Annotated in this window: 16 protein-coding genes; 11 read left to right on the top strand and 5 right to left on the bottom strand. The window is 70.1% G+C overall.

Annotated elements, in window-relative coordinates:
* The first annotated feature begins 100 nt into the window (after nucleotides 1–100).
* The 6 genes from ACQHIV_RS09580 (at nucleotide 101) to ACQHIV_RS09555 (ending at nucleotide 4,506) form a co-directional block, all read left to right on the top strand.
* Nucleotides 101–796, top strand: coding sequence for a VOC family protein (locus ACQHIV_RS09580; RefSeq protein ID WP_427893122.1), 696 nt, complete (start codon nucleotides 101–103; stop codon nucleotides 794–796).
* Nucleotides 793–1,230 carry an N-acetyltransferase family protein gene (locus ACQHIV_RS09575; protein ID WP_427893121.1) on the top strand — a complete coding sequence of 146 codons (438 nt, stop codon included), beginning with the start codon at nucleotides 793–795 and terminating at the stop codon, nucleotides 1,228–1,230. The genes ACQHIV_RS09580 and ACQHIV_RS09575 overlap by 4 nt, the downstream gene beginning before the upstream one ends.
* A 9-nt stretch (nucleotides 1,231–1,239) precedes the next feature.
* Nucleotides 1,240–2,109, top strand: coding sequence for an AraC family transcriptional regulator N-terminal domain-containing protein (locus ACQHIV_RS09570; protein ID WP_427893120.1), 870 nt, complete (start codon nucleotides 1,240–1,242; stop codon nucleotides 2,107–2,109).
* Nucleotides 2,110–2,179: 70 nt separating this feature from the next.
* On the top strand, nucleotides 2,180–2,797 hold the full coding sequence (locus ACQHIV_RS09565) for an SDR family NAD(P)-dependent oxidoreductase (protein ID WP_427893119.1): 618 nt from the start codon (nucleotides 2,180–2,182) through the stop codon (nucleotides 2,795–2,797).
* A 182-nt stretch (nucleotides 2,798–2,979) separates the two neighbouring features.
* Nucleotides 2,980–3,978: a LacI family DNA-binding transcriptional regulator gene (locus tag ACQHIV_RS09560; protein ID WP_427893118.1), complete on the top strand. Its 999-nt coding sequence runs from the start codon at nucleotides 2,980–2,982 to the stop codon at nucleotides 3,976–3,978.
* Nucleotides 3,979–3,987: 9 nt separating this feature from the next.
* Nucleotides 3,988–4,506, top strand: a complete 519-nt coding sequence (locus tag ACQHIV_RS09555; protein WP_427893117.1) for a GNAT family N-acetyltransferase — start codon at nucleotides 3,988–3,990, stop codon at nucleotides 4,504–4,506.
* Here ACQHIV_RS09555 and ACQHIV_RS09550 read toward each other — a convergent pair whose 3' ends face one another.
* Together ACQHIV_RS09550 and ACQHIV_RS09545 are read right to left on the bottom strand one after the other, a co-directional pair.
* A complete protein-coding gene (locus tag ACQHIV_RS09550) occupies nucleotides 4,507–5,442 on the bottom strand; it encodes a small ribosomal subunit Rsm22 family protein (RefSeq protein WP_427893116.1) in 936 nt (311 codons plus the stop codon). It abuts the gene before it with no gap.
* 156 nt (nucleotides 5,443–5,598) lie between these two features.
* Nucleotides 5,599–6,165 carry a VOC family protein gene (locus tag ACQHIV_RS09545; protein ID WP_427893115.1) on the bottom strand — a complete coding sequence of 189 codons (567 nt, stop codon included), beginning with the start codon at nucleotides 6,163–6,165 and terminating at the stop codon, nucleotides 5,599–5,601.
* A 50-nt stretch (nucleotides 6,166–6,215) separates the two neighbouring features.
* Between ACQHIV_RS09545 and pyrH the strand changes: the two genes are divergently transcribed.
* Complete coding sequence (gene pyrH / locus ACQHIV_RS09540) at nucleotides 6,216–6,923, top strand: UMP kinase (protein WP_427893114.1); 708 nt, start codon at nucleotides 6,216–6,218, stop codon at nucleotides 6,921–6,923.
* 157 nt (nucleotides 6,924–7,080) lie between these two features.
* Nucleotides 7,081–9,030, top strand: coding sequence for a GTP-binding protein (locus ACQHIV_RS09535; RefSeq protein ID WP_427893113.1), 1,950 nt, complete (start codon nucleotides 7,081–7,083; stop codon nucleotides 9,028–9,030).
* On the opposite strand, the gene ACQHIV_RS09530 is transcribed toward ACQHIV_RS09535, so the two are convergent.
* Genes ACQHIV_RS09530 through ACQHIV_RS09520 form a run of 3 tightly spaced genes read right to left on the bottom strand, consistent with a single transcriptional unit; the run spans nucleotide 9,004 to nucleotide 11,675 of the window.
* Entirely contained in the window at nucleotides 9,004–9,795 is a 792-nt protein-coding gene (locus ACQHIV_RS09530) for a putative protein N(5)-glutamine methyltransferase (RefSeq protein ID WP_427893112.1), read from the bottom strand. The genes ACQHIV_RS09535 and ACQHIV_RS09530 overlap by 27 nt on opposite strands.
* A gap of 12 nt (nucleotides 9,796–9,807) precedes the next feature.
* Nucleotides 9,808–10,758, bottom strand: a complete 951-nt coding sequence (locus ACQHIV_RS09525) for an SDR family NAD(P)-dependent oxidoreductase (RefSeq protein WP_427893111.1) — start codon at nucleotides 10,756–10,758, stop codon at nucleotides 9,808–9,810.
* Between the two features lie 29 nt (nucleotides 10,759–10,787).
* Nucleotides 10,788–11,675 carry a LysR family transcriptional regulator gene (locus tag ACQHIV_RS09520; protein ID WP_427893110.1) on the bottom strand — a complete coding sequence of 296 codons (888 nt, stop codon included), beginning with the start codon at nucleotides 11,673–11,675 and terminating at the stop codon, nucleotides 10,788–10,790.
* 97 nt (nucleotides 11,676–11,772) lie between these two features.
* Here ACQHIV_RS09520 and ACQHIV_RS09515 point away from each other — a divergent pair, with 97 nt between their 5' ends.
* From ACQHIV_RS09515 to ACQHIV_RS09505, 3 genes are read left to right on the top strand one after another with little or no spacing between them, the layout of a single operon-like run.
* Nucleotides 11,773–13,188, top strand: a complete 1,416-nt coding sequence (locus tag ACQHIV_RS09515; RefSeq protein ID WP_427893109.1) for a hydroxyacid dehydrogenase — start codon at nucleotides 11,773–11,775, stop codon at nucleotides 13,186–13,188.
* A gap of 14 nt (nucleotides 13,189–13,202) precedes the next feature.
* Nucleotides 13,203–14,354, top strand: a complete 1,152-nt coding sequence (locus tag ACQHIV_RS09510; protein WP_427893108.1) for a mandelate racemase/muconate lactonizing enzyme family protein — start codon at nucleotides 13,203–13,205, stop codon at nucleotides 14,352–14,354.
* An 8-nt stretch (nucleotides 14,355–14,362) separates the two neighbouring features.
* Nucleotides 14,363–15,673, top strand: coding sequence for an ABC transporter substrate-binding protein (locus ACQHIV_RS09505; RefSeq protein WP_427893107.1), 1,311 nt, complete (start codon nucleotides 14,363–14,365; stop codon nucleotides 15,671–15,673).
* The last annotated feature ends 2 nt before the right edge of the window (nucleotides 15,674–15,675 follow it).

The following is a 15,675-nucleotide window of genomic DNA, read 5'->3' as shown; positions in this document are numbered from 1 at the left end:
CTGTGCGGGCGGTCAGCAGGGGCACCACCATTGTCCCGCGGGGAATCGATTTACCGCAGCTCGGGCGCGTGGCCGCCGTACCCACGTAGGCTCGGGCGCCATGAGCCTTCAGGAGCTGCGTTTCCGCGCGTCCCATCTGGACGCGGTGCGGGACGGGACCAAGCGGATCACGATGCGCTTCAACGATCCCGTCGAGGTCGGGCCGGCGACGCTGGTGTTCGAGTTCGACGAGGAGGTACGGCTTCCCGGGCGGATCGTGTCGGCGGTCGCGAAGCGGGTCGACGCGGTGGCCGAGGAGGAGGCGCTCGAGGACGGCTTCGCCGGTGCGCACGACGTGATCGCGGGGCTGAGCAGCTACTACCCGGATCTGCGGCCGAGTGACGAGCTGGTGATCGTGCGGTTCGAGCTTGTCTATCCGCGGCGGATGCACACCGCGCTGGACGCGACCGATGCGCGGGGGTTGGCCGAGTTCTACCGGGAGCTGCTCGGGTTGCGGTTCCGTCCGGGTGATGACGACACGTGGATCGTGCTGCTCGACGCGGACGGAAACCGTCAACTGGCGATCCAGCAGGTCGCCGAGTTGAAGCGGTCCACCTGGCCGTCGCCCGACGTACCGATGCAGGCGCATCTCGACTACGCCGTACCGTCCGTCGAGGAACTGGAGCGGCACCGGCAGCGGGCGGAGGAGCTCGGCGCGCGGCTGCTCAACGATCGTTCGGCCGACGAGGGCGAGCCGTTGTACGTCCTCGCCGACCCGGCCGGGCACCCGTTCTGCCTGCTGGTGGCGGACCTGTGACGGCCTTCCGTGCCGCCCGGGCGGATGACCTGGACGGCGTCCTCGCCCTGTACCGGCAGCTCCACCCGACCGACCCGCCGGTGCCGAACGCCCGCGACACGTTCACCACGATCCTCGACCGCCCCGGCCTGCAGCTGTACGTGCTCGTCGACGGAGCGGCGGTGGTCGCCACGACGTACCTGAATCTGATCCCGAACCTGACCCGCGGCGGCGCGCCGTACGCCGTGATCGAGAACGTCGTCGTCGACGAACCGCGCCGGGGTACCGGGCTCGGGAAGGAGATCATGGCCGCGACCCTGCAGGAGGCGTGGGACGCCGGGTGCTACAAGGTGATGCTCCAGACCGGCTCCCGCCGCGAGTCGACCCACGCGTTCTACCGCAACTGCGGCCTCGACGCGAACCAGAAGACGGCGTACGTCGCGCATCCGGCATAGGCTGACACCGTGCTGGCTGAGCTGCGGCGGTTGATCCTCGGTGCCGCCGGGCGTGAGCAGCTGATCGACGGGCTGCTGCTGTCGATCGTCGACGCGCCCACGCCACCGGCAGCGGGACTCGCGTCCCCGACCTTCGCGCTGGTCGCGCAGGGCCGGAAGCGGCTGGCACTCGGCTCACAGGTCTTCGAGTACGGCGCCGGCGACTACCTGGTCGTCTCCGTGGACCTGCCGGTCACCGGCCATTTCCTCGAGGCCTCACCGGTCGCGCCGTGCCTCGGCGTCGGGCTCGAACTGCGGCCCTCCACGATCGCCTCGCTGCTGCTCGACTCCGCCGCGAAACCCGGCGCGCCGGTCCGCGGGCTGGTCGTCAGTCGCGCGCCCGACGACCTGGTCGACGCGGTGATCCGGCTGCTGCGACTGCTCGACTCCCCCGAGGACGCCCGCGTCCTCGGCCCGCTGGTCGAACGCGAGATCTTGTGGCGGTTGCTGCGCAGTCCCCAGGGCGCCGCCGTCCGCGACATCGGGCTCGCCGACAGCAGCCTGTCGCACGTCGCGCGGGTGATCCGGTGGATCCGCGACCACTACACCGAACCGTTCCGGGTCGAGGAGCTGGCGGAGATGGCCGGGCTCAGCCCGTCGGCGTTCCACCGGCACTTCCGGACGGTCACCGAGCTGACGCCGATCCAGTTCCAGAAGAAGATCCGGCTGCAGGAGGCCCGGCTGCGCGTGGTGGGCCTCGGCGAGGACGTGACCAGCGCCGGGTACGCCGTGGGGTACGACAGCCCGTCGCAGTTCAGCCGCGAGTACCGGCGTGAGTTCGGGGCGCCGCCGAGCCGGGATCGAGCAGGATCAGGCAAGTCGGCGCCAGCATCTGTCTAACGGTTCGCCCGCAATCAACCGTGTACTGGTCAGGTACCTGTTCCTGACTCAGTAGGAGATGTGCACGATCATGCAGATTGCTGTGATCACCGGCGGAAGCTCCGGCATCGGGCAGAGCGCGGCGTTCGAGGTGGCGAAACGCGGTACGGCCGTGGTGCTCACCTACCGCGGCGGCCGCGAGCGCGCGGCGGAGACGGTCGACCGGATCGAGAAGGACGGCGGTACGGCGGTGGCGCTGCCGCTCGACGTCGCGCGGCCCGACACGTTCGAGGAGTTCCGCCGTACGCTCACCGACGTGCTCGCGGGCTGGGGGCGGACGGCGTTCGACTTCCTGGTCAGCAACGCCGGCGTCGGTCAGCCGCCGGTCCTGTTCGAGGACACGACCGCGGAGCTGTTCGACCAGATGGTCGACGTCCACCTCAAAGGGCCGTACTTCCTCACCCAGACGCTGCTTCCGCTGCTCGCCGACAACGGTTCGATCGTCTACACCACCAGTACGTCGGCCCTCGTCTCGGCGCGGCCGACACCCGGGTACTCCGTGTACGCCGGTGTGAAGGGCGCGCAGATCGTGCTGACCCGGTATCTCGCGAAGGAGCTGAGCGCTCGCGGGATCCGGGTGAACGCCGTCGCGCCGGGCGTGACCCGGACCCGGCTCGGCGACGACGCGTTCGCCCAGCACCGGAGCTGATCCCACCGATCGCGGAACGCACCGCGCTCGGCCGGATCGGCGAGGCCGACGACCTCGGGACCGTGATCGCGTTCCTCGGCTCCCCCGACGCGGGCTGGATCACCGCGCAGACGCTCGAGGCCTCCGGCGGGTACGAGCTCTGAGCTGTGCAACCGGTTGCGTAGACAGCTAGGCTGCGCTGCATGTCACCGTCGCCGACGATCAGCAGCGTCGCGGCGCTCGCGGGGGTGTCGCGCTCCACGGTCTCGCGGGCGTTCAGCAATCCGCGGGTACTGCGTGCCGACACCGTGACACGGGTCCGGGAGGCGGCGGCGCAGCTCGGCTACGTACCCAATCCGACGGCGCAGGCGCTGTCGACCGGGCGGCACGGGCTGCTCGCGATGATCGTGCCGGACATCGCGAACCCGTTCTTCCCGCCGATGATAGGCGCCGCGCAGGGACGGGCCGAGACCGCCGGGCTCGCCCTGCTGCTCGGCAACACCGACGAGGACCCGGTCCGCGAGCACACCATGGTCGGCCGGCTCACCCTGCAGGCCGACGGCTTCGTCCTGGCCGCCAGCCGGATGAGCGAGCGGCAGATCCGTGAACTGGCCGAACGGCGCCCCGTCGTCCTGGTCAACCGCGACCTCGCCGGCCTGCCGCGGGTGCTCGTCGACAGCGCGGACGGCGTCCGTACGGCGGTCGAGCATCTCGCGGAGCTCGGCCACCGGCGCATCGCGTACCTCGCCGGACCGTCGCGGTCGTGGGCGAACGCGCAGCGCAAGAAGGCGGTGAAGCGGTCCGCGGAACGGGCCGGTATCGAGGCGGTCATGCTGCCCGGCCAGGTCTCGAACTACGAGGCCGGAATGCAGGCGGTGCCCGCGCTGCTCGAGTCGCGGGCGACCGCGGCCGTCGCGTTCGACGACGTACTCGCGCACGGGGTGCTGGCCGGGCTGGTGCAGCACGGCCTGTCGGTGCCGGACGACCTGAGCATCGTCGGCTGCGACGACGTACTCAAGGCCCAGGTGTATCCGCCGCTCACCACGGTCTCCTCGCACGCCGCCGACGCCGGCGCCGCGGCGGTCGAGCTGCTCATCCAACGCCTGGAGGACCCGGGCGCCCCCGACCGGCGCGTACTGCTCAGCACGTCCCTCATCATCCGCGCGACAACCGCGCAACCGGTTGCAGCTCGCGGCAGGTAGCCTGCCCGCATGGCTGACCTGGAATCCGTCGACTGGCCGCCCGAGCCGATCAAGACCGAGCGACTGGTGCTTCGTGAAGCCGAGGCCCGCGACCGTCCGGCGTTCGTCGAACTGCTGGCGTCGTCCGACGTCCACACGTACCTCGGCGGTCCGCGCGCCCGCGCCGAGCTCGAACGTGAGCTGCCCGCGGTGCCTGAGCAGTGGCCCGGGAGTTTCGTCGTGGAGCTGGACGGTTCCATGATCGGCCAGGTTCTGCTCCGCCGGGCGACCGAGCACCGGCGTCCGGCAGCCGTCGGCAAGGTGGATCTCGGGTACCTCTTCCTGCCGCGGGCGTGGGGCTCCGGGTACGCCGCCGAGGCATGCTCGGCGGCGCTCGGATGGTTGGACAGCGCGCTGCCCGGTGAGTCCGTCGTACTCACCACGCAGAGCGCCAATGCCGGATCGATGCGCCTCGCGGCGAAGCTCGGGTTCGCCGAGGTGGAGCGGTTCCAGGCCTGGGACGCCGAGCAGTGGCTCGGGTTGCGGTAGCTACCAGGCATCACCCCAGGCCGTGTCCCGCGCGGCGCGATAGCCGGGCGAGGACTTCGGTACGACGAGTTGCTCGGCGGTGCCGGTCGACGTACAGAGGTCGAGGACGACGCGGTGCTTCGGGGTTGTGGGGCGGGCGATCACCCGGGACGCGGCCGGGTGGATCGGGTGGCGGGTGGCGACGACGTACGTGAACTTCTCGTCCTCGAAGTTCCTGGTGCCGTCCTTGAGGTGGCGGTGGAGTTCGGTGCGGGGCAGCCGGGTGGCAAAGTGGCACCAGTCGACCGGGCAGTCGTGTTGGTGAGGGCATGGGGCGGCGATGCGGAAGCCGTGGGCAATCAGCTGCGCGCGAGCGTCGAGGATACGGGCGTGACCGCTGGGTGTGCCGGGCTCGACCACGACGATCGTCCGGGCGTGGCGGGCCGTCAGCTGCAGGACTTCACGGCGTACGTCGGGGGTCAGCTCGTTGAATACGTATCCAATCGTGATCAGGTCGACCGGCCTGCCGCTCCAACGGCGTACGTCGGCGGTGGTCCAAAGCCAGTTGCCTAGAGCAAGCTTCTGCCCGAGACGGACGGCCGCGGACTGGCGCTCGACGACCTCGATCGCGAGGCCGGGCCAGCGCGCGGCGGCGGCCCAGGCGGCGGCGCCGGTTCCCCCGCCGAGATCCACGTGAGTGGTGACGGGGCCGTCGACGTGGCGTTCCACGGCGGCGAGCGCCGTGTGCAGGGCGCGGAAGGTGGCGGGCATCCGGACGACGGCGTACGCGAGGGCGTCGAGCGCATCGCTCATCCCAGGTGTCGCGTCGTTGATCTGCTCGGTGCGGTAGCGGTGCGACAGTGCCTCGGCCCGGCGCCGCAGTTCGTGGTGCGGTACGCCGCTCGCCGCGCGGGCGAGGGCGAGGGCAGCATGAAGTTGGCTGTCCACGGAGGACATGGGTGATCTCCGGTTCGTTCGGCGCGGATGAGAAACGCACCGAACGGTCCTGAGAAGAGCTGTCAGAGGACAGCGGTCGCGGAGGGAACGGCGCGGAACCGGAGAGCCTTCCTAGCCATCACACACCTCCTCGAGTCAGGCAGAACGCTAGCAGATCTAGCGCCCCTCCGACGTACACAAGCAGACCTTGTTGCCCTGTGGGTCCGCGAGCACGACGAACATCGGCGCCTCGTCGTCGTACACAACCTTGCCGCCGGCCGCGATCGCCGCCTCGATCCGGGCCGGCACGACCTCCGCCGGCAGCCACAGGTCGAGGTGGAAGCGCTGGCGCGGCGTCTCGTGCGGTGTCGTCCCCTGGAACCACAGGTTCGCGACCCGCCGGGTGGGATCCATGACGTCGTTGCCCGTGAACGCATCCGTGCTACCGGTCAGCACCGCCGCCCAGAACGGCCCGATCGCCACCAGGTCCGCCGTGTCCAGCCCGATCTCGAGCTGCGCGACGGCCGACGGATCCGCCGCCAGCCCGTGCTCCGCGGCCAGCGCACTGATCCGCTCGGCGGTGGCGGGATCCGTGGTCGCGACGTCGACGTACGCCGACCCGAGTCGCAGCTCCGGATCCGGACAGACCGCGCCCACGGCCTGCGCGAACGCGGCGCCGTCGGCGAGTGACGACGTACCGAACCGGGTGTGCCAGGCCTGGGCAAGCTTGCGCCAATCGCTCATCCTCCGAGGCTAGCCGCGGCCGCCGACAGTTCCGTGATAGACCTGTCGGCATGTATCGCAGGCTCGTCCTCAAGCTTTCCGGGCAGGCGATCGCCGGCTCGAACGAGTTCGGTTTCAGCAGCGACCGGCTGACGCATCTCGCCACCGAGGTGATCGCGTTGCGGGCCACCGGTGTGCAGGTCGCGGTGGTGATCGGCGGCGGCAACGTGTTCCGCGGCAACCGCGCCGACGACTGGGGCATCGACCGGGTCGAGGCCGACAACATCGGCATGCTCGGCACCGTCATCAACGCGGTCCTGCTCCGCGGCCGGCTCGCGGCGCTCGGCGCGGACGACGTACGGCTGATGACGGCGATCCCGATCAACAACCTCGCCGAGCCGTACATCCGGCTGCGCGCGCTCCGGCACCTCGAGAAGGGCGCGATCGTGCTGCTTGCCTGTGGCAACGGTCAGCCGTTCACCACCACCGACTACCCGTCGGTGCAACGCGCGATCGAGCTCCAGGCCGACGCCCTGCTGGTCGCCAAGAACGGCACCGACGGCGTGTACGACGCCGACCCGAACCAGCACCCCGACGCCCGCCGCTTCGACCACCTCTCGTACCAGGAGGTCATCGACCGCGGCCTCGGCGTCATGGACCAGTCCGCCTTCATCCTCGCCCGCGACCACCACCTCCCCCTCCACGTCTTCGACATCGACCGCCCCCAAGCCGCCACCACCATCGCCACCGGCACACCGCTCGGCACTCTCATCAACTGACATGTAGAGCCGGGCTAAATGGTTTGTCCGCTCCGGAGTGGAGTTGGTGTACTCGGGGAAGTTCCGCGAACAGGTGATTGATAGGAGTCCGTCATGCGACCTCGCTTCATGTCTGGCATGGAAATGACTCGTACCTGTTCGAAGGACATGAAGCTGCGTGGAAGTACTGAATCTTGGGATCCTGGCGCATGTCGACGCCGGTAAGACCAGCCTGACCGAGCGGCTGCTGTACGCCGCCGGGATGATCGACGCGGTCGGGAGTGTCGACGACGGGAGTACCCAGACCGACTCGCTCGCGCTCGAGCGGCAGCGTGGAATCACGATCAAGTCGGCGGTCGCCGCGTTCCGGATCGGCGAACTGAACGTCAACCTCATCGACACCCCGGGGCACCCGGACTTCATCGCGGAGGTGGAGCGCGCATTGAGCGTGCTCGACGGCGCGGTGCTGGTGATCTCGGCGGTCGAGGGTGTGCAGGCGCAGACGCGGATCCTGATGCGGACCCTGCAACGGCTGCACATCCCGACGCTGATCTTCGTCAACAAGCTCGACCGGCCCGGCGCGCAGTACGACGGCGTCCTGCGGCAGATCGCGGCACGGCTGACGCCGGCGATCGTCCCGATGGGCGAGGCCGTCGACCTCGGCACCCCGGATGCGGCGTTCAAGCCGATCGTCCAGGACGGCACGCTCCTCGACGTCCTCGCCGAGTACGACGACGCGCTTCTCCAGCGGTACGTCGACGGCGCCCCGCTCGCGCTGCCCGCCGTACTCGCGGAGCAGACCCGGAAGGCCGCCGTACATCCGGTGTACTTCGGGTCCGCGATCACCGGTGCCGGCACCGACGCGCTGACGGACGGGATCCGCGAACTGCTCCCCCGCGCCGGTACGGCGGACGCCCCGCTCGACGGCACGGTCTTCAAGGTGGAACGCGGTCCCGCCGGCGAGAAGATCGCGTACGTACGGCTGTTCTCCGGCACCGCGGCGGTCCGCGACCCCGTGCGGTACGGGGACACCGAGGGAAAGATCACCGCGCTCGAAACGTACGGCGACACGCTGCATGCCGGCCAGATCGGCAAGCTCTGGGGCCTGCCCGCCATCAGGATCGGGGACCACATCACCGATCCTCGGAACAAAACCGTCACCCAGCGGCGAATTGTTTCCGCAAAGTTCGCGCCACCCACCTTGGAGACCGTCGTGACGCCGCGGCGGCCCTCGGACAAGGGCAACCTGCAGGTCGCGCTGACCCAGCTCGCCGAACAGGACCCGCTGATCAACCTGCGCCAGGACGACCTCCGCCAGGAGACGTCGGTATCGCTGTACGGCGAAGTACAGAAGGAGGTCATCGAGACCACCCTGGCCACCGAGTACGGGATCGCGGTCGACTTCCGCGAGACGACCACGATCTGCGTCGAGCGGATCGCCGGCACCGGGCAGGCCGTCGAGTTCAACAAGAAGGACCCGAACCCGTTCCTCGCCACGGTCGGCCTGCGCGTCGAACCCGCACCGGTGGACGCGGGCGTCACGTTCGAGCTCGAGGTCGAACTCGGGTCGATGCCGTACGCGTTCGTCAAGGCCGTCGAGGAGACCGTCCGCGAGACGTTGCGACAGGGACTGCACGGCTGGCAGATCCCGGACGCGCGCGTGGTGATGACGCATTCGGGCTACTCCGCCCGGCAGAGCCACGCGCATGCGGTATTCGACAAGAGCATGTCGAGCACGGCCGGCGACTTCCGGTTCCTCACGCCGCTGGTCCTGATGACGGCCCTCCAACAGGCCGGTACGACGGTGCACGAGCCGCTGCACCGCTTCCGGCTGGAGATCCCGACCGACACGACCCGCGCCGTACTCGCGACGCTCGCCCGCCTCCGCGCGATCCCGCAGGCACCGGCCCTGGCCGCCGAAACCTCAACCCTGGAAGGAGAAATCCCGGCGGCCGCCGTCTACCAACTCGAACAACAGCTCCCCGCCCTCACCCGCGGCGAAGGCGTCCTGGAGTCCTCCTTCGAGCGCTACCAACCCGTCACCGGCCAGATCCCCGACCGCCCACGCACCGACCACGACCCGCTCAACCGGAGGGAATACCTACTCCACGTCCAACGCCGGGTCTAGCCGCCCGTGGACGACGTTCGCGCCGAGGTCGTCGTCGGTGGTGATCTCGGCGGTCAGGCGTGCCGCCTGCATCACGGACTCGGCGATCGGGGCTTGGCGGTCGCTCATCTCGACGTACAGGTGACCGCCCGGGGCGAGCCACTCCCCCGCGCCGGCGACGACTCGGCGCAGGGTGGTGAGGCCGTCGGGGCCGCCGTCGAGGGTGACGTGGGGTTCGTACAGGCGCGCCTCGGGCGGGAGCAGGCGGATCTCGTCCGTCGGTACGTACGGGACGTTCGAGAGCAGTACGTCGATCCGCCCGCGCAGTTCGTCCGGCAGCGCCGTGAACAGGTCGCCCGCCGAGACGATCCCGCCGTACGGCGCCAGGTTCGTCCGGGCGCAGCGGACCGCCACCGGCTCGATGTCCGCGGCGTACACCGTCACCGGCCGCTCCGCAGCGACGGCCGCGCCGAGCGCACCGGTGCCGCAGCCGAGATCGACGACCACCGCCCCGTCGCGCACCACCCGCAGCGCCTCCGAGACCAGGAACTCGGTCCGCCGGCGCGGGATGAACACGCCAGGCTCGACGGCGATCCGCAGACCGCGGAACGAGGCCCAGCCGACGACGTACTCCAGCGGTTCCCCGGAGACCCGCCGGTCCACCATCGCCGCGATCTCGGTCGCGTCGCGTGCGGTCTCGACGATCAGCGCGGCCTCGTCCTCCGCGAACACACAGCCGGACGCGCGCAGCCGGTCGGCGATCGCGCGGACGTCAGAAGCCTTCACAAACCGCTGACCCTATCCGAACGCGTTCACGCCCGTGAGCTCGGCCGACACCGTCCACAGCCGCGCCGCCGAGGCCGGGTCGATCGCGTACGGGCGGACGCCGTACGGGCTGTCGTCCGACACCTCCGCGATCTCGCAGTCCTCGCAGAACACGCCACCCTCACCGTCCAGCCGCGGGGACGTCGCCGCCCAGACCTGCGTCGCCGCGCCCTGCTCGGGCGACTTGAAGTGCGGGCTGAGCAGGTTGCCGTCCTCGTCGATCCAGCCGAACGCGACCATCTCCTCGCGTGGCAGGTGCCGCTGCAACGGCGTGAGGATGCCGCCGGGGTGCAGCGCGAACGCCCGTACGCCGGAATCCTTGCCGAGGGCATCGAGCTGGACGGCGAACAGTACGTTCGCGGTCTTGGCCTGTCCGTACGCCGCCCACTTGTCGTACCCCTGCCGGAACTCCAGGTCGTCCCAGCGGATGTCCGACCGCCGGTGCGCCGACGACGACACCGACACGACCCGGGCGCCGCCGTCCGCGGCGATCGCCGGCCACAGCCGGTTCACCAGCGCGAAGTGCCCGAGGTGGTTGGTCGCGAACTGCGCCTCCCAGCCCGGCCCGACCCGCGTCTCCGGGCTCGCCATGATCGCGGCGTTGTCGATCATGATGTCGATCGACCGCCCCGACGCGAGGAACCGGTCGGCGAAGGCGCGGACGCTGTCGAGGTCCCCGAGGTCCAGCTCGTCGACCTCAACGTTGTCGACTCCGGCCAGCGCCTCCCGCGCGACGTCGGGGCGGCGGGCCGGTACGACGACGTGCGCGCCGGCCTTCGCGAGCGCCTTCGTGGTCTCCAGGCCGAGGCCGGAGTACCCGCCGGTGACGACGGCGAGCTTGCCGGCCAGGTCGATCCCGGCCAGGACGTCGTGCGCGGTGCTGTCGTGCCCGAAGCCCGAGCCGATCTTGTGTTGTGCAGTCATGGTCCCGAGCGTACGAATTAGAGCTCGCTCTAAGTCAAGTGTGGATCGGCGCGCAGGGACTCGGCGAGGCGCTGTAGGGCCGGGTTCGGGTTGTCGGGACTCCAGCAGGCGTGCAGCGTGACCGAGTGCGCGTCGGACGCGTCCAGTTCGCGGTACCGGACGCCCTCGACGCCCATCGCCATGATCGAGCGCGGGATCAGCGCGCAGCCGAGGCCGGCGCGGACCAGCGCGAGCATCGTCGGTACCTGCGAGGCGAGCTGACTGACGGCGTACCGGTCCATGCCGATCATCGCGGCGCAGATGTCGTGCAGGTACTGCGATCCCTCCGGGCTGTAGCCGATGTACTCGTCCGTGACGTCGACAAGCGAGACGGGTCCGGCGCCGTCGGCGAGCGGGTGGGCGGAGGGTACGGCGAGGACGAGGTCCTCGGAGTGGACCAGCAGGGACTCGAATCGGTCCGGGATCGGCGGGCGGACGAGGCCGAGGTCGATCTCCAGGTTCGCGAGCGCTTCGAACTGGGCGGGGCTGACGAGCTCGGTCAGCTCGGCCGTCACGCCGGGGGTGCGGTTGCCGACCATGGTCAGGAAGTCGGCGAGTACGGCGTACGCGCCGATCGCGGTGAAGGCGAGCCGGAGCGTGCCGGTGGTCCCGTCGGCGGCCCGGCGGGTGGCCACGGGGGCGACTTCGAGCAGGGCGAGCACGCGCCGGGCGTGCTCGAGGAAGACTCCGCCGGCCGCAGTCAGCCGGACACCGCGGCCGGTGCGGTCGAACAGGCGGACGTCGAGGGTGCGCTCCAGGCCCTGGATCTGGCGGGTCAGCGGGGGCTGGGTGAGGTTGAGCCGCTGCGCGGCGCGCCCGTAGTGCAGTTCCTCGGCGACAGCGACGAATCCACGGAGTTGCTGGAGCGACAGGTCCATGCGTGCACGGTATCGGTTCATACAGAAATGGGCTTGGACCTGCATAACGGAAAGCGCCTACCGTCAACCCAACACCCCACCCCGAAGGAGCTACCCGGTGCCGAAACCGAGACTTACCGCACTCATCTCCCCGCAACGCGCCGAGGACGTGGTCGACGCAGCAACCCGCCAGCTGCTCGAGGACCGCTTCGACGTCGTCTGGGCAACCGCCGACCACACGCTCACCGCACACCCGAAGCAGTACGCACCCGGAACGGGCACAGCGGGTGCGGGTGGCGTCGGACCTTCGATGCATTACACACCCGGGACGGGCGCGGCGGGCGCCTCCGGCGCCTTGGGGGCGGGCGGCGTCGAACCTGCTATGCAGCACGCACCCGGGACGGGTGCCATAGGTGCGGCGGCGGGTCCGGGCAGGGCAGGCGCCTCCGGCGCGGTGGGTGCAGGTGGCGTCGCACCCGCGACGCAGTACACGCCCGGGACGGGCGCCGCGGACGGTTCCGGCGCGGTGGGTGCGGGCGGTGTCGAACCGGCGAGGCGGACCGCACCCGGGACGGGTGTGGCGGGGGGCTCTGGCGGGGTGGGTGGCGTTGCGGGTGGGTGGTGGGCGCCGGAGGTGCCGGCTGGGGGTGTGCCGGGGATCGATCCGGGGGCTGTTGGGGAGTTGGTGGTGGGGGCTGAGGTGTTGTTGACGAGTTGGGGGACGCCTCGGTTGGGGAAGGAGATTTGGGGTGCGGGGCGGGGGCCGCGGGTGGTGGCTCATGCGGCGGGGACGGTGAAGAACCTGATCGATCCGGTGGTGCTGGAGGGTGGGGTCGGGGTGTTTTCGGCGGGGCCTCGGATTGCTTGGTCGGTGGGTGAGTACTGCTTGGGGGCGATGCTGGCGCTGGCTCGGCGGTTGCCGCGGTTCGATGATGCGGTTCGGGGCGGCGGGTGGAAGCAGGCGGCGTACCGCGGGCACGAACTGCGCGGGGCGAAGGTCGGGATCGTCGGGGCGAGCAGTACGGCGCGGGCGCTGATCGCGATGCTGAAACCGTACGGGTGCGACCTCGCCGTCTACGACCCGTACCTGACCGACGAACGGGCCGCGGAGCTCGGCGTACGGACGACAACGCTGGAGGATGCGGCGAGCGCGCCGTTCCTGAGCATCCACGTGCCGAACGTGCCCGAGACCAAGGGCATGATCACCCGCGAGCTGATCGAGAACCTGCCCGACGGCGCGGTCGTGGTGAACTCGTCGCGCGGACCCGCGATCGATCAGCCGGCACTCCTGCAGAACGCCGTGAGCGGACGGATCTACGCAGCGCTCGACGTCTACGACCCCGAGCCGCCGACGTTCGACGAGCACGTACTCACATCTCACAACCTGCTGCTGACCCCGCACATCGCGGGTGATACCGCCGAGGGACACCTGGCGCTGGCCGGCTACGTGCTGCGCGACGCGATCAAGTGGCTCGAGGACGGGACCCGCGGAGAGAGCTTCGTCGACCCCGCGACCTGGTCGATCGCCGCATGAGCCGCGTGAGCCCCATGAGCCGTGCGAGCCGCATCGCGCGGGTAGAGGTCTTCCCGGTCGCCGTACCGTTCGCCCGGAAGTTCGTGCTCGGTAGCGGCACCGTCGGCTCCCCCGACGCCGCGCCCGATCAGGCCGGCGCGGTCATCTTCGTCAAGCTCACCACCGAGGACGGCGTCGTCGGCTGGGGTGAACAGCGCGCGCTGCCGAGCTGGAGCTACGAGACCGCCGAGACGATGGCCGTCGTCATCCGCCGCCACCTCGCGCCGATCCTCACCGAGCTCACCCCGTTCGACGTCGAACTGTTCCACCAGCGCGCCGCCAAACGGCTCAGCCCCGCGGTGTCGAACGGCTTCCCGTTCGCCCGCGCGGCCGTCGACGTCGCGATGCACGACGCGGCCGGCAAGCTCGCCGGCGTCCCGGTGCACGCGTTGCTCGGCGGCAAGGTGTACGACGAGATCCCGCTCTGCTCGGCGATCGGTGTCGGCGACCAGGACGCGGTCCGCGAGCACGCGCTCCAGTCGTCGGACTACGCGGCGTACAAGGTCAAGATCGGCGGCGACCTGGACGCCGACGCGGCCGCGATCGAGACCGTCGCGGAAGTTGCCGACGGCAAGCCGCTGTGGCTGGACGCGAACCAGTCGTACCGCCCGGCCGCGCTCCGGCAGCTGCTCGACCGGACCCGCGACATCCGCACGATCCACTGCGTCGAGCAGCCCGTGCCGAGCACCGACACGCTCGGCATGCAGCGGCTCCGCGGGCTGATCGACCTGCCGATCGCGATCGACGAAGGCAGCTTCTCCGCGCCGGACCTGGCCCGTGCGATCCGGCTCGACGCCGCCGACCTGGTCGTGATCAAGGTCTGCAAGTCCGGGGGTCTCCGCAACGCGCTGAAGACCGCCCAGACCGCGCTCGCCGGCGGGCTGGAGGTCCTCGCCAGCGGTCTCACCGACTGCGGTGTCGCGTTCGCCGCCGCCCTGCACGTGTTCAGTCAGCTCGAGCTCGCCCTGCCCGCCGAGCTCAACGGGCCGGAGCTGCTGACCGATCTGTACGTCGACGGGCTCAGCATCACGAAGGCCGTCGCGACGGTCCCCACCGCCCCTGGACTGGGCGTCGAGGTCGACGAGGAGCGCATCCGCGCGGAGTCGATCGACCTGCTCTACCGGTGAGGAGAACCATGAGTACCAAGCTGTCCCGCCGCGGCTTCCTGACGATGACCGGTGCGGCCGGTCTCGGGATCGCGGCGGCCGGATGTTCGACAGGTCCGTCGGCAGGTACGGCGACCTGGTCCATGTGGTCGAGCAGCGCCGCCGAGAAGAAGGTCTGGAACGACTTCGGCAAATACGTCGAGCAGCAGCTCAAAGTGAAGTCGGTCGCCACCCTGACCCCGTCGCCCGGCTACCCGACCAAGCTCGACCTGCAGCTCGTCAGCGGTACGGCGAGCCTGGTCACCGCGCTGAACGGCACGTTGATCCCGACCTACGCCGCCCGCGGCGCGCACCGTCCGCTCGACGACCTGATCGACGCCGACCCGGACTTCCACCTCGACGACTTCTACGAGACCAGCCGGAAGATCTCCAGCTTCAACGGCAAGACGTACGCGATCGGCTTCGACGTCGCGCCGACCGTCATGTACTACAACAAGGACCTGCTGAAGAAGCAGAACATCCCACTCCCCTCGCGGACCGAGCCGATGTCCTGGGCGGCGTTCCGCGACCTGGCGAAGCAGCTCACCAGACCGGGCGAGCAGTACGGCTTCACCTGTGCGCCGGCGATCGACGACCTGGTCTCCTGGATCTACTGCGCCGGCGGCAACGTGATGAGCGCCGACGCGAGCCGCAGTACGCTCGGCGACCCGGAGGCGATGGCGGCGCTGCAGTTCGTCATCGACCTGTTCGTGAAGGACCAGGTGACGCCGCCGATCAAGAACCTGGTCACCGAGAACTCGCTGTCGAACTTCCTGCAGGGCAACGTCGCGTTCATGCAGAACGGCCCCTGGCAGGTGGTGAACGCCCGGAAGGCCAAGTTCGACTGGGACATCATCCCGTTCCCGGCCGGCGCGAAGGGCAGTACGCCGCGGGTCTCCGGATCCAGCTTCGCGATTCCGTCGGGGGTCCGCGAGGGGCCGCAGCTCGACCTGGCGTGGAAGCTGCTCAAGACACTGACGAGTACGGGCGCCCTCGACATCTACGCGAAGGCCGGCCGGAACAACCCCGCCCGGCTGAGCGCGGGCAGTGCGTTCCAGCCGCCGCCGGACAATCTCGGCATCGTCCAGGACATCCTGGCCGGCAAGGTCGCCGGCGGGCACGCGTTCGACGTCACGACGAACTGGAACCAGGTCAAGCAACTGCTCGGCCAGGACCTGCCGCGGACGTTCCTCGGCCAGGTCACGGTCGCGGACGCGATCCACGGCCTGACGCCGCGTCTCGACGTCCTGATGCGGCAGCATCTCGACACCGTCCGGCAAGCCACAGCCAGGAAGGGGTGATC

The organism is Kribbella polygonati (assembly GCF_050320105.1).
Taxonomy (GTDB): Bacteria; Actinomycetota; Actinomycetes; order Propionibacteriales; family Kribbellaceae; genus Kribbella.
The sequence above is the reverse complement of the archived record's forward strand: the minus strand, read 5'-3'. Positions and strand labels throughout refer to the sequence as shown.